Annotated in this window: 15 protein-coding genes; 12 read left to right on the top strand and 3 right to left on the bottom strand. The window is 70.5% G+C overall.

Annotated elements, in window-relative coordinates; all coding sequences use genetic code 11:
* Window positions 1–40: 40 nt before the first annotated feature.
* Window positions 41–1,006 carry a LysR family transcriptional regulator gene (locus HBB12_RS03300; protein ID WP_236988053.1) on the bottom strand — a complete coding sequence of 322 codons (966 nt, stop codon included), beginning with the start codon at window positions 1,004–1,006 and terminating at the stop codon, window positions 41–43.
* A 105-nt stretch (window positions 1,007–1,111) separates the two neighbouring features.
* Between HBB12_RS03300 and HBB12_RS03295 the strand changes: the two genes are divergently transcribed.
* The 5 genes from HBB12_RS03295 (at window position 1,112) to HBB12_RS03270 (ending at window position 6,117) form a co-directional block, all read left to right on the top strand.
* Complete coding sequence (locus HBB12_RS03295) at window positions 1,112–1,834, top strand: SDR family oxidoreductase (RefSeq protein ID WP_236988052.1); 723 nt, start codon at window positions 1,112–1,114, stop codon at window positions 1,832–1,834.
* A gap of 272 nt (window positions 1,835–2,106) precedes the next feature.
* Window positions 2,107–2,505, top strand: coding sequence for a nuclear transport factor 2 family protein (locus HBB12_RS03285; protein ID WP_236988051.1), 399 nt, complete (start codon window positions 2,107–2,109; stop codon window positions 2,503–2,505).
* 386 nt (window positions 2,506–2,891) lie between these two features.
* Entirely contained in the window at window positions 2,892–4,052 is a 1,161-nt protein-coding gene (locus HBB12_RS03280; RefSeq protein ID WP_442919341.1) for an acyl-CoA dehydrogenase family protein, read from the top strand.
* Window positions 4,053–4,066: 14 nt separating this feature from the next.
* Complete coding sequence (locus HBB12_RS03275) at window positions 4,067–5,161, top strand: LLM class flavin-dependent oxidoreductase (protein ID WP_442919220.1); 1,095 nt, start codon at window positions 4,067–4,069, stop codon at window positions 5,159–5,161.
* A gap of 8 nt (window positions 5,162–5,169) precedes the next feature.
* Window positions 5,170–6,117, top strand: a complete 948-nt coding sequence (locus HBB12_RS03270; protein WP_236988048.1) for an ABC transporter substrate-binding protein — start codon at window positions 5,170–5,172, stop codon at window positions 6,115–6,117.
* A 3-nt stretch (window positions 6,118–6,120) separates the two neighbouring features.
* Here the strand turns inward: HBB12_RS03270 and HBB12_RS03265 are convergent, their stop codons facing one another.
* Complete coding sequence (locus HBB12_RS03265) at window positions 6,121–7,368, bottom strand: Hsp70 family protein (RefSeq protein ID WP_236988047.1); 1,248 nt, start codon at window positions 7,366–7,368, stop codon at window positions 6,121–6,123.
* A gap of 167 nt (window positions 7,369–7,535) precedes the next feature.
* Here HBB12_RS03265 and HBB12_RS03260 point away from each other — a divergent pair, with 167 nt between their 5' ends.
* The 5 genes from HBB12_RS03260 (at window position 7,536) to HBB12_RS03240 (ending at window position 12,014) form a co-directional block, all read left to right on the top strand.
* Window positions 7,536–7,739, top strand: coding sequence for a CsbD family protein (locus tag HBB12_RS03260; protein ID WP_048430992.1), 204 nt, complete (start codon window positions 7,536–7,538; stop codon window positions 7,737–7,739).
* 142 nt (window positions 7,740–7,881) lie between these two features.
* Window positions 7,882–8,253 (top strand): CsbD family protein, encoded by a 372-nt coding sequence (locus HBB12_RS03255; protein ID WP_236988046.1) that lies wholly within the window; start codon window positions 7,882–7,884, stop codon window positions 8,251–8,253.
* 138 nt (window positions 8,254–8,391) lie between these two features.
* A complete protein-coding gene (locus tag HBB12_RS03250) occupies window positions 8,392–9,129 on the top strand; it encodes a NepR family anti-sigma factor (RefSeq protein WP_236988045.1) in 738 nt (245 codons plus the stop codon).
* A gap of 1,062 nt (window positions 9,130–10,191) precedes the next feature.
* Window positions 10,192–10,980, top strand: coding sequence for a Crp/Fnr family transcriptional regulator (locus tag HBB12_RS03245; RefSeq protein WP_236988044.1), 789 nt, complete (start codon window positions 10,192–10,194; stop codon window positions 10,978–10,980).
* A 476-nt stretch (window positions 10,981–11,456) separates the two neighbouring features.
* Complete coding sequence (locus tag HBB12_RS03240; protein WP_236988043.1) at window positions 11,457–12,014, top strand: 2,4'-dihydroxyacetophenone dioxygenase family protein; 558 nt, start codon at window positions 11,457–11,459, stop codon at window positions 12,012–12,014.
* Window positions 12,015–12,155: 141 nt separating this feature from the next.
* On the opposite strand, the gene HBB12_RS03235 is transcribed toward HBB12_RS03240, so the two are convergent.
* Window positions 12,156–12,359 carry a hypothetical protein gene (locus HBB12_RS03235; RefSeq protein ID WP_236988042.1) on the bottom strand — a complete coding sequence of 68 codons (204 nt, stop codon included), beginning with the start codon at window positions 12,357–12,359 and terminating at the stop codon, window positions 12,156–12,158.
* 3 nt (window positions 12,360–12,362) lie between these two features.
* On the opposite strand from HBB12_RS03235, the gene HBB12_RS03230 reads away from it, so the two are divergent.
* Both HBB12_RS03230 and HBB12_RS03225 read left to right on the top strand, forming a co-directional pair.
* Entirely contained in the window at window positions 12,363–13,682 is a 1,320-nt protein-coding gene (locus tag HBB12_RS03230) for an MFS transporter (protein ID WP_236988041.1), read from the top strand.
* Window positions 13,679–14,404, top strand: a complete 726-nt coding sequence (locus HBB12_RS03225; RefSeq protein ID WP_236988040.1) for an SDR family NAD(P)-dependent oxidoreductase — start codon at window positions 13,679–13,681, stop codon at window positions 14,402–14,404. The genes HBB12_RS03230 and HBB12_RS03225 overlap by 4 nt, the downstream gene beginning before the upstream one ends.
* The last annotated feature ends 18 nt before the right edge of the window (window positions 14,405–14,422 follow it).

Below are 14,422 nucleotides of genomic sequence, written 5' to 3'. Positions count from 1 at the left end.
GTGGCGTACGACCGAGGACCGTTCGTGACGAGAGCCGGCATCAGTCCGGGTCGGCCTCGCCTTTCGCGACGGGCGGGGCGAGCATCCCGTCCCACGGCGCCGGTGCCGGAAAAATCTCGTCGAGAAAGCCCAGGAACGCCCTCACGTTCGGGTTGGCACGCCGGCTTTCCGGCCACAAAGCGGCGAAGACGGACCGCTCGACCGCGAAGGCCCGCAGGACGGGCACCAGCTCTCCCCGCTCGACATGGGGCGCGGCGATGTAGGTCGGCGAGATCCCGATGCCGCCGCCCGCCACCAGGATCGCCGCGACGGCATCGCTGAAATCCGTGACGATGCCGGCCCTCGGCGTGACTTCGACCGTGCGGCCGCCGATGCGGAAGGGCCAGCGCAGTTCCTGGCCGGTACTCTGGAAGCGGAAGGTCACGCACTCGTGGCGGACGAGGTCGTCCGGATGCTCGGGGACGCCGCGCCGTGCCAGGTAGCCCGGCGACGCGAACGCGCAGACCCGGTGCGGCGCGAGGCGGCGCGAGATCAGGCGGGAATCGGACAGTTCGCCCACCCGGATCGCGACGTCGATGCCCTCCTCGATCAGGTCCGCGAAACGGTCGCCCAGGCGCAGGTCGATCGACAGCCTCGGGTAGCGCTCGCGGAACCGCGGCAGCGCGGGCGCGAGAAGGTGCACGCCCACCGGGAGCGGCGCCGTCACCTTCAGGGTCCCGGCCGGCTCGGAGCGCGCCGCCGCGGCAGCCTGCTCGATCGCCTCGGCCTCGCGCAGGAGCCGCAGCGCCCGCTCGTGCAGGTCGCGGCCTTCGGGCGTCAGCGTCAGCGAGCGCGTGGTCCTGGTGAACAGGCTCACGCCCAGCCGCTCCTCCAGCCGCTGCACGCTCTTGCTGACCGCGGAGGGCGAGATCCCGAGCGAGCGCGCCGCCGCCGTGAAGCTGCCGAGCGAGGCGGCCCGCGCGAAGGCGACGAGGCCGGTGAGACGGTCGAGGCCGATCTGTTCCATGACGGCATGACTGAAGCGATTGTCGGCTCGATTATCAAGATGCGGGCGCATAGCCATTCTCCTTCCATCGGCGCGACACCGGCGCCGTCGGGATGGACCGTCGACGTGAGCAGCACCCTTCAGGACCGCACCATCGTCGTCTTCGGCGGCACCTCCGGCATCGGTCTCGCGGCGGCCCGGCAGGCCATGGCGGCGGGCGCGAAGGTCGTCGTGGTCGGCTCCCATGCCGAGGGCGCCGAGCGCGTCGCGGCGGAGAACGGCTTTGCCGGCTGGCGCGCCGCGGACGTGACCCGGCCCGAGACCATCGCGGCAGGGCTCGCGGATCTCCGCCGGGTCGATCATCTCGTGCTGCTCGCCGGCACCTTCGTCGCCGGCAAGATCCTGGAGGCCGAGGTCGATCACCTGAAGCGTGCCTTCGACGAGCGGATCTGGGCCGCGGTGCACGCCCTGCGCGCTCTCGGCGACCGGCTGGCCCGGGACGGCTCCGTCACCCTCGTCTCCGGGGCCCTGGCCGACCGCCCCAACGCCCACGGCACCGCCGTGCTGGCCGCCGCCTCGGCCGCGATGGAGGCCCTCGCCCGCGGCCTCGCCCTCGAACTGGCGCCGGTGCGGGTGAACACCCTGTCGCCGGGCACCACCGACACCCCGCTCCTGGCCCGCACGCTCGGCGCGAACCGCGACGCGTACGTCGCCGCGCTCACCGAAAGGCTGCCGCAGCGCCGTCTCGGCACGGCCGAGGAGGCGGGTGCGGCGGTGGTCTTCCTGATGAGCAACGGCTTCATGACCGGCGAGACCCTGCACGTCGACGGCGGCGCCCGTCTCGTCTGACCGGCAGAGCCCCTTCACGCCCCGCCCGGCGGGCGGGATGGCGGCCGGCTGCCGATCGCGCTCGGACGTAGGGGCCAGGACACCGGGATCGCCGTGCTCGCAGCCTTCCTGAGCGGGCCGGAGGCCGGCTTCGTCACGGGCGCCGCCTCGACCGCGGATGGCGGATATCTCGCCTGTCGCGCGTCGCGACCTTGCGAATGCTCTGCTCACGGACCATGCAGCCCGCGAACCGACACGGCCGGCGCGACGCCGGCGACCGACGGAGACGAACGATGCCCGATCCCATCGAGACCCGACCGGCGGGGGAGCCGGACCACGACCGGCTGCTGCGCGCCAACCTGGAGCGCGTCTTCAACGAGCGCGACGCCGGCAGGCGGGCGGCGGCCATGGACGACCTCTTCGTGGCCGAGCCGGTCATGTTCGAGCCGGCGGATATCGTGCGGGGGCGTGCCGCCATCGCTGCGGTGGCCGGCAAGCTCCTGGATCAGTTCGGGCCCACCTTCCGGTTCACGCCGATCGGCGCGGCGGTCGGGCACCACGGACTGGCTGCCCTGCGATGGCAAGCCGGTCCGGAGGGCGGACCCGTCGCGGTCACCGGAACCGACGTGGCCGAGATCGCCGACGGCAGGATCGTGCGCCTCTGGGTGCTGCTCGACCCGCCGGCCGGGTGAGGCCGGCCTCGCCTCCGGCACTGCGGGTCCCGGACGTCATGGCCGCCGGAGCGGCCCTTCCGGCGGCTCGGCCCGAGGATCCGGGCACGGCGAGATCCTGCTGCCCGACATCCGTCCCATTCAGAAGTAAGACGCCATCACGGTCGATCGCCTGGCAGAAATTCCGTCACTTGATTTCGCACATCTAAGAAAAAATGCTCCTCATATTCACGTAAAATGCGGAATATCATTCCGATTGACGTTCATGTCATCTCAGATCAAATTTCAGTTCGTGTCGGCATGCTTGCATCCCCAAGCCGACATTTCCGATTCGAAGGCGTGCCCGGCACAGGAAGGAGTGCGACGATGATCCCGTTTCGATGGATCCGGTCCGGCTCTCCTCGGGCATGACGGCCCCGCTGCGCGGCCTCGTCCCGGCAGACTGCGATCCGATCGCCGCCGCGCGGGCCCTCGTCCCCGTCCTCGCGCCGCTCGCCGCCGCCGCGGATCGCGAGGGGCGCTTCGCGCATGAGAGCCTCGCGGCGATCCGCGAGGCGGGGCTTGCCGCCCTGACGGTGCCGGAGGTCCGCGGCGGCCCCGGCGCCGGGCTTTCGGTCGCCGGCGCCGTCATCGGGACCCTCGCCGAGGCCGACCCGGCGGCGAGCCTCGTCCTGGCGATGCAATACGTCCACCACGCGACCATCGCCCGGGCGGACTGGCCGGCGGACCTCGCCGCGCGGCTGCAGCAGGCGGCCTTGCGTGAAGGGGCCTTCGTCAACGCGCTGCGGGTCGAGCCGGCCCTCGGCTCGCCGGCCCGCGGCGGCCTGCCGGAGACGGTGGCGCGGCGGGTGCCGGAGGGCTGGCGGGTCACGGGGCGCAAGATCTACTCGACGGGGGCGCCGATCCTCGCCTTCGGGCTGGTCTGGGCCCGCACCGACGAGGCCGAGCCGCGGGTCGGGTTCGTCGTCGTGCCGATGGCGGCACCCGGCGTGCGGATCGAGGAGACCTGGGACCATCTCGGCCTGCGGGCGAGCGGCAGCCACGACGTGGTGCTCGATGGGGTCCTGGTGCCGGAGGACCACGCCGTCGACTGGCGCCCGCCCGCCGCCGGGCCTACGCCCGACGCGATCACGCTCGCCTGGAACACCACCTTGCTCGCCAGCCTCTACGACGGCGTCGCCCGGGCGGCGCAGGGCTGGCTGTGCGCCCACCTCGCCGAGCGGGCCCCGGCCAATCTCGGCGCGCCCCTGGCGAGCTTGGCCAGGTTCCAGGAGGCTTTCGGCGAGAACGAGCGCCTGCTGTCCGTCAACCGCCGGCTCCTGCGCAGCGCCGCCGCCGAGACCGACGCGGGCGCGCCGCCCTCCGCCACGGAGAGCGGGCTGATCAAGCTCACCGTCACCGAGAACGCGATCGGGGTGGTGCAGGGCGCGGTCGCGCTCGTGGGCAATCCCGGATTGTCGCGAAGGAACCCACTCGAACGCCACCTGCGCGACGTGCTGTGCGCGCGCATCCATACCCCCCAGGGCGACGCGGTCCGGCTGGCGGCCGGGCGCGCGGTCCTGGGCTGAGAGGAGATGTGTCCATGCCGGACGTGAACTTCATCGGCTTCGTCGGAGCCCAATACGGGTCGGAGATCCATGCGCCCACCGGGCCGGTCGTCGACCGGGCCTATCTCCGGGCGGCGGCGCAGGCGCACGAGCATGGCGGATTCGACCGGGTGCTGATCGCCTTCCACTCGACCGCACCGGACAGTTTCGCGCTGGCGCAGTACGTCGCCTCGGTGACCGAGCGGATCGGCCTGATGATCGCGCACCGCCCGGGCTTCCAGGCGCCGACCGTGGCGGCGCGCCAGCTCGCCACCCTCGACCAGATCACCGACGGACGCGCGGCCGTCCACATCATCACCGGCGGCAACGACGCCGAGCTGGCGCAGGACGGCGATGCCCTCACCAAGGACGAGCGCTACGACCGGACCCGGGAATATCTCGACATCGTCAAGGCGTCCTGGACCAGCCCCGAGCCGTTCGACTACGACGGGCGATACTACCGCGTCGCCAAGGCGTTCTCGGCGGTGAAGCCGGTGCGGCAGCCGCACCTGCCGGTCTATTTCGGCGGCTCGTCGGACGCGGCCATCGCGGTCGCCGGCCGGCACGCCGACACCTACGCCCTCTGGGGCGAGACGAAGGCGCAGGTGCGCGAGACGATCGCCCGGGTGCGCGCCGCCGCCCGGGCGCATGGGCGCGAGGAAAAAATCCGCTTCAGCCTGTCGTTCCGGCCGATCCTGGCGGCCACGGAAGCGGCCGCCTGGGCCCGGGCGGAGGACATCCTGAAGCACACCAGGGCCTTGCGCGCCGCCCGCGGCCTCGGGCCCGCGGCGGTCCCGCAGAACGAGGGCTCGCGCCGGCTGCTCGCCGCCGCGGCTCAAGGAGACCGGCCCGAAGGACGGCTCTACACGGCGATCGCCGCCGAGACCGGGGCGCAGGGCAATTCCACGGCGCTCGTCGGCACGCCCGAGCAGGTGGCGGAGGCCCTGCACGAATACCATGCTCTCGGGGTGACGACCTTCCTGATCCGCGGCTTCGATCCGCTGGAGGATGCGGTGCAGTACGGGCGCGAGCTGATCCCGGCCTTCCGGCATCTCGCCGGCGCGCCGTCCCGCCGCCCGGCCGCCGCGTGATGCCGATCATGCGCAAGATTCTGGCTCTTCTCGCCCTCGTCCTCACCGCCCTCCCCCTCCATGCCGAGACCGTCCTGCGGGTCGGCGACCAGAAGGGCGGCTCGCGCGCCCTGATGGAGGCGGCGGGCGTCCTCGACGGCCTGCCCTACCGGATCGACTGGCGCGAATTCGCCGCCGCCGCGCCGCTGCTCGAAGCGCTCAATGCCGGGGCGATCGACACCGGCATCGCCGGGGACGCTCCCTTCACCTTCGCGGCGGCCGCGGGGGCGCCGATCAAGGCGATCTTCGCCATCCGCCAGAACCAGGCCGGCCTCGCCGTGCTGGTGCGGCCGGATTCGGCGGTGACGCGCTTCGCCGACCTGAAGGACAAGCGTATCGCCACCGGGCGCGGCTCGATCGGCCACATGCTCGTCCTGGCACAAGCTGAGCGTGCCGGCTGGAGCAAGGGCGATCTCGCTTTGTCGTTTCTGCCGCCGGCCGATGCCCAGATGGCGCTCACCTCCGGCGCGGTCGAGGCCTGGGCGACCTGGGAGCCCTACACCTCGCAACTCGAGACCTCGGGCCGGGCCCGCATCGTCGCCGATGGAGCTGGGCTCACCCCGGGCCTGACCTTCCAGGTCGCCCGCGACGATGCCATCGCCTCGAAGCGCGCAGCGCTCGAGGACTTCGTGCGGCGGCTCGCCCGGGCACGGGTCTGGGGCACGGCGAACCCGGAGGCCTTCGCCAAACGCTGGTCGGCGCTGATCGGCCTGCCCGAGGCGGTGCCGCTCGCCTGGTTCCGCCGGGCCGACATCCGCCCGGTGCCGATCGACGCGAGCGTGATCGCCGACGAGCAGCGCGTCGCCGACCTCTATCACCGCGCCGGGCTGATCCCGCGGCCGCTCGCGGCGCCCGGCGTGTTCGACGCCTCGTTCAACGCGGCGACCCGGGCCGGCGCGGCGGCGGCGACGCAGTAAGGGTCACCCGTAGCGCCGCGCCGCCTCCACCGTCAGCCCGAGGCCGACCGAGCCGAAGGTGTCGCCCTCGACCACCCGTGCCTCGGGGGCCGCCGCCAGGATCGCCTCGCGGACCGGGGCGAGGCGGGTCGAGCCGCCGGTGAGGAACAGGGCGTCGATCTCCGAGGGCTTCACGGCGGCGTCGCGCAGGCAGCGCGCGATGCAGGCGCCGATGCGCCGGGCGAGGTCGGCGGAATGGCGGGCGAGGTCGGGGCGGTCGATCTCGGCCGTGAGGCCCGGCTCGACCCAAGCGAGCGGCAGGCCGACCCGCTCGACCTCCGACAGGGCGATCTTGGCCTCCTCGACCTCCATCGCCAGGGTGTGGCCGCGCTCGGCCTCGATCACCGCGGCGAGGCGGTCGATCAGTTCGGGACGCGCCACGTCGCGGCGGAGCGAGCGCAGCTCGCGCAGGGTCTTGCCGTCGTAGAGCCGGTTGATCTGCGACCAGGTGGCGAGGTCGTGGTAATAGGATGACGGTACGTCGAGACCAGGCCGCCGCATCGGGCTGCCGAGGCCGAGAAGCGGCATCACCTCGCCGACGCTGAGCGTGCGGTCGAAATCGGTGCCGCCGATCCGCACGCCGTCATTGGCCAGGATGTCGCCGGCCCGCTCCACCGCCCGGTGGCGCTCGGGGCTCAGACGCACCACCGAGAAATCCGAGGTGCCGCCGCCGATATCGGCGATCAGCGCCACCTCCTCGCGGTCGAGCCCGCGCTCGTAGTCGAGCGCCGCGGCGATCGGCTCGTACTGGAACGACACCTGAGTGAAGCCGACCTCCCGGGCGATGCCGGCGAGCGCCTCCTCGGCCCGGCGGTCGCCGTCGGGATCGCCGTCGACGAAGTGGACCGGGCGGCCGTGGACCACCTGGGTCAGCGCCTCGCCGGCTTGGCTCTCCGCCCGCGCCTTCACGGCGGCGAGGTAGCGGGCGATGACCGCCCGGAACGACAGCCGCCGCCGCCCGACCGGGGTGGTCTCGTCGAGGAGCGAGGAGCCGAGCACCGATTTGAGGCTGCGCATCAGCCGCCCGGGATCGCCCTCGACATAGGCCGCCATGGCGGCCCGGCCGATCGCCTCGTCGCCGGCCGGCGGGAAGAAGATCGCGCTCGGGATCGTGACCGCCTCGCCCTCCAGCGGCGCCAGCGCGAGCCCGCCGGCCCCGATCAGGCCGAGGGTTGTGTTCGAAGTGCCGAAATCGAGGCCGCAGGCCGCCATGCCGAATCTCTGCCGGAGCTCAAGGGAGGGCGCGCGACCTAGCGGGTTCCGCCGCCCCGGTCCAGCCCGCGGGCGGATTCGGCGTCTGTCGCTGCGGAACAAGGCGCCGCCTCGGCGGTTCTTCAGACCTGAGCAGTCGCTGAACTGCACGAGACGAGGAGCTTCCCATGAGCAGCACCACCGACAAGATCAAGGGTCTCGCCAACGAGGCCGTCGGCAACATCAAGCAGGGCATCGGCAGCGCCACCGGCAACGACAAGCTGCAGGCCGAGGGCAAGGCCCAGGAGCTGAAGGGCGAGGCCCAGAAGACCACCGGCGACGTCAAGGACGGCATCAAGAATGCCGCCGACACGGTGAAGAGCAAGCTCTGATCCAGGATTTGATCGTCGGGCGGGCGGGCTGGAGCCGGCCCGACCCTGCGAACGATCGGGCCGGTTTCTCGCGAGATGCGCGAGGGGCCGGCCCTTTGTTTTTTGGAGTGCTTGTCCTGTCTTTTCGGAAAAGGAGACCGCGATGAACAGGGACCAGATCGAGGGTGGATTGCGCCACCTGAAGGGCCGCGGCCAGACCGCGCTCGGCGCCGTCGCCGGCCGCGCCCGGCCGCAGGCGGAAGGCGCCCTGAACCAGGTGATCGGCGGCGCCCAATACGCCTATGGCCGCGGCCGGGAGGTCGCCGAGGACCTGTCGCATGACGGTGCGGCCCTCGCCCGCGAGATCGAGACGCGCGGCCGCGACGCCTACGAGCGCGGGCGCGAGATCTACGGCGAGGCGCGCCACCGCGGCCGTGCCGCCCTGCGCCGGGCCGAGTCGCACCCGACCGAGACGCTGGTTGCCGTAGCCGGCCTCGCCTTCGTCGCCGGCTGGCTGCTGAAGGGCCGCCGCTAGGGAGCGGCTCCGGAGTGCCGCCGCGGCCACGCGGCGGCCTCTTTGTTGCGCTGCATCGATGCCGGGTCGGGTTCGGCCTCGCCTCCGGGTTGCTTATGGTCTAGCTTGGGCACGATCCAGTGCGAGCCGAACGACCCGATGACCCAGAGCCAGCCCCCCGGCCTTCCGAAGACCGCCCCGGCCCTGCCCCACTCGGTGCAGGAGCACCTGGGCGAGCGGCTTCGCGCCCATTACGCGGCGGTCGAGGACGAGGCGGCGCCCGCCGCCTTCGCGGACCTGCTCTCGCGGCTGGACCTGGCGCTCGCGGCGCTCGGGGCACCGAAGGAAGACCGGTTCCGGGAGGACCTGCTCGCGGCGGCGCCGGCGCTCCGCCGCTTCGCCCTGACCCTGACCGCCAACCCGGCCCGGGCCGACGATCTGGTGCAGGACACGATGCTGAAGGCCTGGCAGAACCGCGACCGGTTCGAGTCCGGCACCAATCTCAGCGCCTGGCTGTTCACGATCATGCGCAACGCCTTCTACTCGGAGCACCGCAAGCGCTCCCGCGAGGTCGAGGATGGCGAGGGCGTGTACTCGGCTCGCCTGACCTCCGCCCCCAACCAGGGCGACCGCCTCGACGTGCAGGATCTCCAGGCCGCGCTCAACAAGCTGGTGGCCGAGCAGCGCGAGGCTCTGATGCTGGTCGCGGTCGGCGACCTGTCCTACGAGGACGCCGCCGAGTTGATGCAGTGCAAGGTCGGCACGGTGAAGAGCCGGGTCTGCCGCGCCCGCGACAAGCTGGCGGAACTCCTCGGCTATTCCGGCGGTGAGCTCGGGGCCGACCGGCTGACCCGCTCGGCGATGGGGCATGCCGGCGCGGTCGCGCTCGACGGTTGACGGGCTCGACCCGCGAGGACGTCCGGGCTCTCGATCGAGGCCGCGCGGCGGGCCGCGCTTGTCGCGAGAGTGCCCCTTGGGGAATGCGATCGCGATCGGGCGATCCCGCACGGGGCCGCCGGGCGAGCGGGCATCGTTCATCCGTTCGTCTCATACAATTCTCCGGTGATCGCGCGGCAATTGCCGCGCATTCACGGTCGCGACGCGGGAAATCGGCTTCGCTCAGGCGTGTGAAGCTGACCGCTTCACCACGCTGGTTGGTGATCCGGGGTCCGGACATCGGATCACGCGCCGTGCATGCAGCCCCGCATGACGCAATGAGCCGTCCCATGGGTGGTGCCCCGACGACGATCGCTCGCGACGATCTCAGGACAGCAGGCGCGACAGCCCCTGTCTCCGCCTGCGGGACGAACGGCGAACGTATCGAAGCCCTGCCGATCCGCGCAGACGATGCCCGTCACCTCGCCGCAGCCGAAAGCCCGCCCCCCCCTGCCGCAGCGTCGCATCGAAACCGGAATTTGCCGCGCAGGCCGATGAAATGCTTCGACAATTCCGCGGCCGCTCGCTTGCGCCCCCACGGGCGAAACAGATCGATCGCATTGCGCTCCATATATTTGCACACCATACCTTCCTGCATTGTCCCGATTGCTTGAATACAATGACTTTAGGTTGACTGGAAAAAATTAGTGACAAACTGTGAGTTGACTAAGAGATCATCCCTGCGCTAATAAAGAAAATGATTGCAAAAACTTGATACATGGGTTAAATCCAGGCTTGTCGCGGAAGCGTCGCGTCTCTCGAACACGTCTCCGATTATAGTGCGGGACAGTATATTTGGCGGTGCGAGATCACCGTTTGGCTGATCGGCATAAGCCGGAATCGCACCCGCAATGTCAGAAATACGACAGACACGGGGGTGACGCACCGTTAGACCAAAGGCAGGCTCGTCCCCGCCGCGAGTCTGCGCACTGCGCCGGCTCGCGCAGCTTTTGCCAATTTCGGGCATTGCCGCCCTCGGCCCGATTCCACAGCGGGCCGCCGAATTTTCCGGAGACGACGACGTTGAATGCGCCGGACGAGTCGCGGTCCCCCGAGACCGGTCTTTTCGAGGGCAACCTCCTGCTCGAAGCCCTCGATGCGGGCGACCGCGCCCTTCTGGCGCCTTATCTCGAGCGGGCGCAGCGGAGCCGCGGCACGGTGCTGTTTCGCGCCGGCGAGGACGTGTCGCACGTGACGTTCCCGCTGAACCAGACCACCGTGACACTGGTCTCGCGCATGCGCGACGGACGGATGGTCGAGACCGCGACGGTGGGGCACGAGGGCGCGGTCGGCGGCGTCGTCAGCCACGGCTACCTGCCGGCCTTCAGCGAGGCGGTGGTGCAGGTCGCCGGCGAGGTGCTGCGCCTCGACGCCGAGCGGCTGACCCGGGCCCGGGCTGCCTCCCCGTCCTTGCGCGACCTGTTCGTGCGCTACGCCGATTGCCTGCTCGCCCAGGTGCTGCAATCGGTGGCCTGCAACGCCGTCCACCCGATCGAGGAGCGGTGCCTGCGCTGGCTCCTGACCTTCCAGGACCGGCTCGGCACCCCGGTCTTGCCGGTGACGCAGGAGATGCTCGCCGAGATGCTCGGCGTGCGCCGCACCTACCTCACCGGCGTGATCGGATCGTTGCAGCGCCGGGGCCTGATCTCGGTGCGCCGCGGCCAGATCACGATCCTGGACCGGGCCCAGGCCGAGCACGCCGCCTGCGAGTGCTACGGCAAGGTCCGGAACCATTTCCGCTCCGTGCTCGGGGCGATCTACGCCGAGAACGGCGCCATCGTGGCGGTCGATCCGACCCGGGCGCACGACTGATACCAACGGCCCAAGACGCCGACGCATCGATTCGATCTCGGCCAAGCCCGAGATCGACGGGGCCGTCGACCCATCTCGAATTTTCGACACCAAGCCCGGAAGTCCGGGACCTCGGGCTTGGCGAAAATTCGAGAACGGAACCAACGATCGTTTTCAACGACCGTCGGTATGACCGCCGGGCTCGGGCGGAACGCTCGAGCCTGACATACCGATCACGATGGCACACCTCCCGCGCCAACCGATCGGGCGCGGCGGACTGCGTCTCATACGATTTCCGACTGATCGCTTCGCGATGCGGAAATCGGCTTCGCTCACGCGCCGCGCGGGCTGGTGATACGAAATCCGGAAGTGATCTTCCGGATTGCGTATCACTGCAACGCTGCCATGCAGCGGCCAAGGTTTGACAGGGCGGCTCACCTCCTCGACCATCCACATCACGGACAAAATGTCCACGATATGGATATCGGGAGGATGCCATGAGTGCTGCCCTACCGGCGGCCGATCCCGCCGCCGGGCTCGACGCCGCGGCCCTGCGGCGAATGCCCTACCAGAATCCGCAGCCGGCGGAGATCCGGCCCGACCTCGTGGTGGCGCCGGCCATTCCCGAGGACGACCGGATCTGGGTGCCGCAGGCCGAGAGCGTGTGGTTCCGGCCGCTCTGCCTGAACGTCTCGGCCGGCTACTGGATGAACCTGCTCAAGGTCCGCAAGGCCGGCATCCTCAGTCGCCACCGCCATCCCGGCCCGGTCCACGCCTTCGTGCTCAAGGGCAGCTGGCGCTACCTGGAGCACGACTGGGTCGCGAGCGAGGGCGCCTACGCCTTCGAGCCGCCGGGCGAGACCCACACCCTCGTGGTCGACGAGGGCGTCGAGGAGATGATCACCTATTTCCAGGTCAACGGCTGCATGTACTACGTCGATCCGTGGGGCCGGCATACCGGCTACGAGGACGTCTTCACCAAGATCGACCTGTGCCGGGCGCATTACGAGGCGGTGGGGCTGGGGGCGGATTACGTCGATCGGTTCATCCGCTGAAGCGGCTGTCCGCGTTCCGACCGGAGCTGGCCATCCCGCCCATGACCGCATCCTGCGGTGTCGGTCGATTGAAAATCGACTGGCCTCGAAGGAGGGCTCCCGACGTCTCGCGATCCCTGGAGGCCTCCTTCGAGGCTCCTTTCAGTCGCGATCTTCGATCGCCGGCACCTCAGGATGAGGTCGCGGGCTGAAGCCAGAGCGGTCGGCCAGAGCATTTTCCGACGAAGTGGACACCGGTTCGTCGAAGAAAATACGATCAAACAAAGACTTGGAGAGCTTCGCGATTGCAACGCGATCGTGAAGCGGTCCACACACTGAAATCAAGATTACCGGGAGGACCGGCACGCGATGTCGTCCGGCACTGCAACATACATCAAATCACCGCGCCTGCGCCGCATCCAGTGGATCGCCGTCGCGTTCCTGACCGCCGCTGGCATCATCAACTACGTCGACCGCTCGGCGCTTTCGATCGCCAACACGGCGATCCGCGACGAGATGGCCCTTTCCCCCGCCGAGATGGGCTGGCTGCTCTCGGCCTTCTCGCTGGCCTATGCCTTCTCGCAATTGCCGGTCGGCGCGCTGCTCGACCGGATCGGCTCGCGGATCATGCTGGGGGCCGGCATGTTCTTCTGGTCGCTGGCGCAGCTCGTCTCCGGCTTCGTCGCCAATTTCCAGCAATTCGTGCTGGCGCGCGCCGTGCTGGGCCTGGGCGAGGCACCGCAATTTCCCGCCGGCGCCAAGACGGTGAGCGAATGGTTCTCAGTTCGCGAGCGCGGCACGCCGACCGGCATCTTCGTCGCCTCGTCCTGCATCGGGCCCTGCATCGCCCCGCCGCTCCTGACCGCGATGATGCTGGGGCTCGGCTGGCGCTGGATGTTCGTCGTCACCGGTCTCGTCGGCATCGTGGTGGCGGTCGGCTGGTACCTCGTCTACCGCAACAGGGCCGAGGTGGCGCTGACGCCGCAGGAGAATGCCCATCTCGACGAAGGGGCGGCCCCCGAGCCGCCGGCCCGGCAGATGACCTTCTCGGAGTGGCGGGGGCTGTTTGCGCACGCCACCACCTGGGGCATGATCCTGGGCTTCATGGGCGTCATCTACATGGTCTGGCTCTACCTGACCTGGCTGCCCTCCTATCTCGAGCACGAGCGGGGCCTGAGCGTCGCCCGCACCGGCTGGGTGGTGGCGATTCCCTACGTGTTCGGCACGCTGGGCATGCTCTGTGCCGGCCAGGCCGCCGACCGGCTGCTCGCCCGCGGCGCCGGCATCGTCGCCAGCCGCAAATGGCCGGTCTGCGTCGGGTTGCTCGGCGGCGGCGCCTTCACGGTGCCGGCGGCCTATACCCCGAGCGTGACGATGGCCGTAGTCTATATCTGCCTGGCGATGTTCTTCATCAACATGGCGAGCGGGGCCGCCTGGATGATGGTGAGCGTCGCGGTGCCCAAGCGCCAGGTCGCCTCGCTCGGCAGCATCCAGAATTTCGGCGGCTACTTCGCCGGGTCGTTCGCGCCGGTGATCACCGGCTACATCGTCCAGGGCACCGGCTCCTACGTCAACGCGCTGCTCGCCGCCGCCGCGGTCGCGGTGCTGGCGGCTGTCGCCTACATCGTCCTGGTGCGGAAACCCCTCGAAGGCGGCGAGACCCTGATCCGCAGCGAGCGTACGGCATGACCTTCCTTCCCGACCTGCTTCAGGGCCGCACCGCCCTCGTCACCGGCGCCACCTCGGGCATCGGCGCCGGCATCGCCGAGGCGCTCGCACGCCTCGGCGCCCGGGTCCACGCCGCCGGGATCGGTGCCGCGGCCTACGCGATCCCCAAAGACCTCGCGCTCACGGCGCACGAGCTCGACGTCACCGACGGCGAGGCCGTCGCCGCCCTGGTCGGGGCGTGCTCCCGGCTCGACATCGTGGTCAATTGCGCCGGCATCATCCGGCGCGGCGACGAGCACCGGCCGGAGGTGTTCGAGGAAGTGCTGGCGGTGAACCTCACCGGCACGATGCGGGTCTGCACCGCCGCGCGCCCGAAGCTGGCGGAGACCGGCGGTGCAATCGTCAACACCGCCTCGATGCTGTCGTTCTTCGGCGGCGGGCTGGTGCCGGCCTACAGCGCCAGCAAGGGCGGCGTGGCGCAGCTGACGAAGTCCCTCGCCATCGCGTACGCGCCGGATCGCATCCGGGTGAACGCGGTGGCCCCGGGCTGGATCGCCACGCCCCTGACGCAGGCGCTCCAGGACGATCCGGCCCGGGCGGGGCCGATCCTGTCGCGCACGCCGCTCGGCCGCTGGGGCACGCCCGCCGATGTCGCGGCAGCGGTGACCTTCCTGGCGAGCCCGGCCGCCGCCTTCATGACCGGGGTGGTGCTGCCGGTCGATGGCGGCTACCTCGTCGCTTGAGGTCACGGGAGAGGATCC

The organism is Methylobacterium sp. SyP6R (assembly GCF_019216885.1).
Lineage (GTDB): Bacteria > Pseudomonadota > Alphaproteobacteria > Rhizobiales > Beijerinckiaceae > Methylobacterium.
This window is presented reverse-complemented; position numbering and strand designations above follow the sequence as displayed.

Excerpts from the sequence above, each read along its gene's own strand:
- HBB12_RS03300 (WP_236988053.1), bottom strand. The coding sequence starts at position 1,006 with ATGGAACAGATCGGCCTCGACCGTCTCACCGGCCTCGTCGCCTTCGCG.
- HBB12_RS03285 (WP_236988051.1), top strand. The coding sequence starts at position 2,107 with ATGCCCGATCCCATCGAGACCCGACCGGCGGGGGAGCCGGACCACGAC.
- HBB12_RS03280 (WP_442919341.1), top strand. The coding sequence starts at position 2,892 with ATGACGGCCCCGCTGCGCGGCCTCGTCCCGGCAGACTGCGATCCGATC.
- HBB12_RS03275 (WP_442919220.1), top strand. The coding sequence starts at position 4,067 with ATGCCGGACGTGAACTTCATCGGCTTCGTCGGAGCCCAATACGGGTCG.
- HBB12_RS03270 (WP_236988048.1), top strand. The coding sequence starts at position 5,170 with ATGCGCAAGATTCTGGCTCTTCTCGCCCTCGTCCTCACCGCCCTCCCC.
- HBB12_RS03265 (WP_236988047.1), bottom strand. The coding sequence starts at position 7,368 with ATGGCGGCCTGCGGCCTCGATTTCGGCACTTCGAACACAACCCTCGGC.
- HBB12_RS03260 (WP_048430992.1), top strand. The coding sequence starts at position 7,536 with ATGAGCAGCACCACCGACAAGATCAAGGGTCTCGCCAACGAGGCCGTC.
- HBB12_RS03255 (WP_236988046.1), top strand. The coding sequence starts at position 7,882 with ATGAACAGGGACCAGATCGAGGGTGGATTGCGCCACCTGAAGGGCCGC.
- HBB12_RS03250 (WP_236988045.1), top strand. The coding sequence starts at position 8,392 with ATGACCCAGAGCCAGCCCCCCGGCCTTCCGAAGACCGCCCCGGCCCTG.
- HBB12_RS03240 (WP_236988043.1), top strand. The coding sequence starts at position 11,457 with ATGAGTGCTGCCCTACCGGCGGCCGATCCCGCCGCCGGGCTCGACGCC.
- HBB12_RS03230 (WP_236988041.1), top strand. The coding sequence starts at position 12,363 with ATGTCGTCCGGCACTGCAACATACATCAAATCACCGCGCCTGCGCCGC.
- HBB12_RS03225 (WP_236988040.1), top strand. The coding sequence starts at position 13,679 with ATGACCTTCCTTCCCGACCTGCTTCAGGGCCGCACCGCCCTCGTCACC.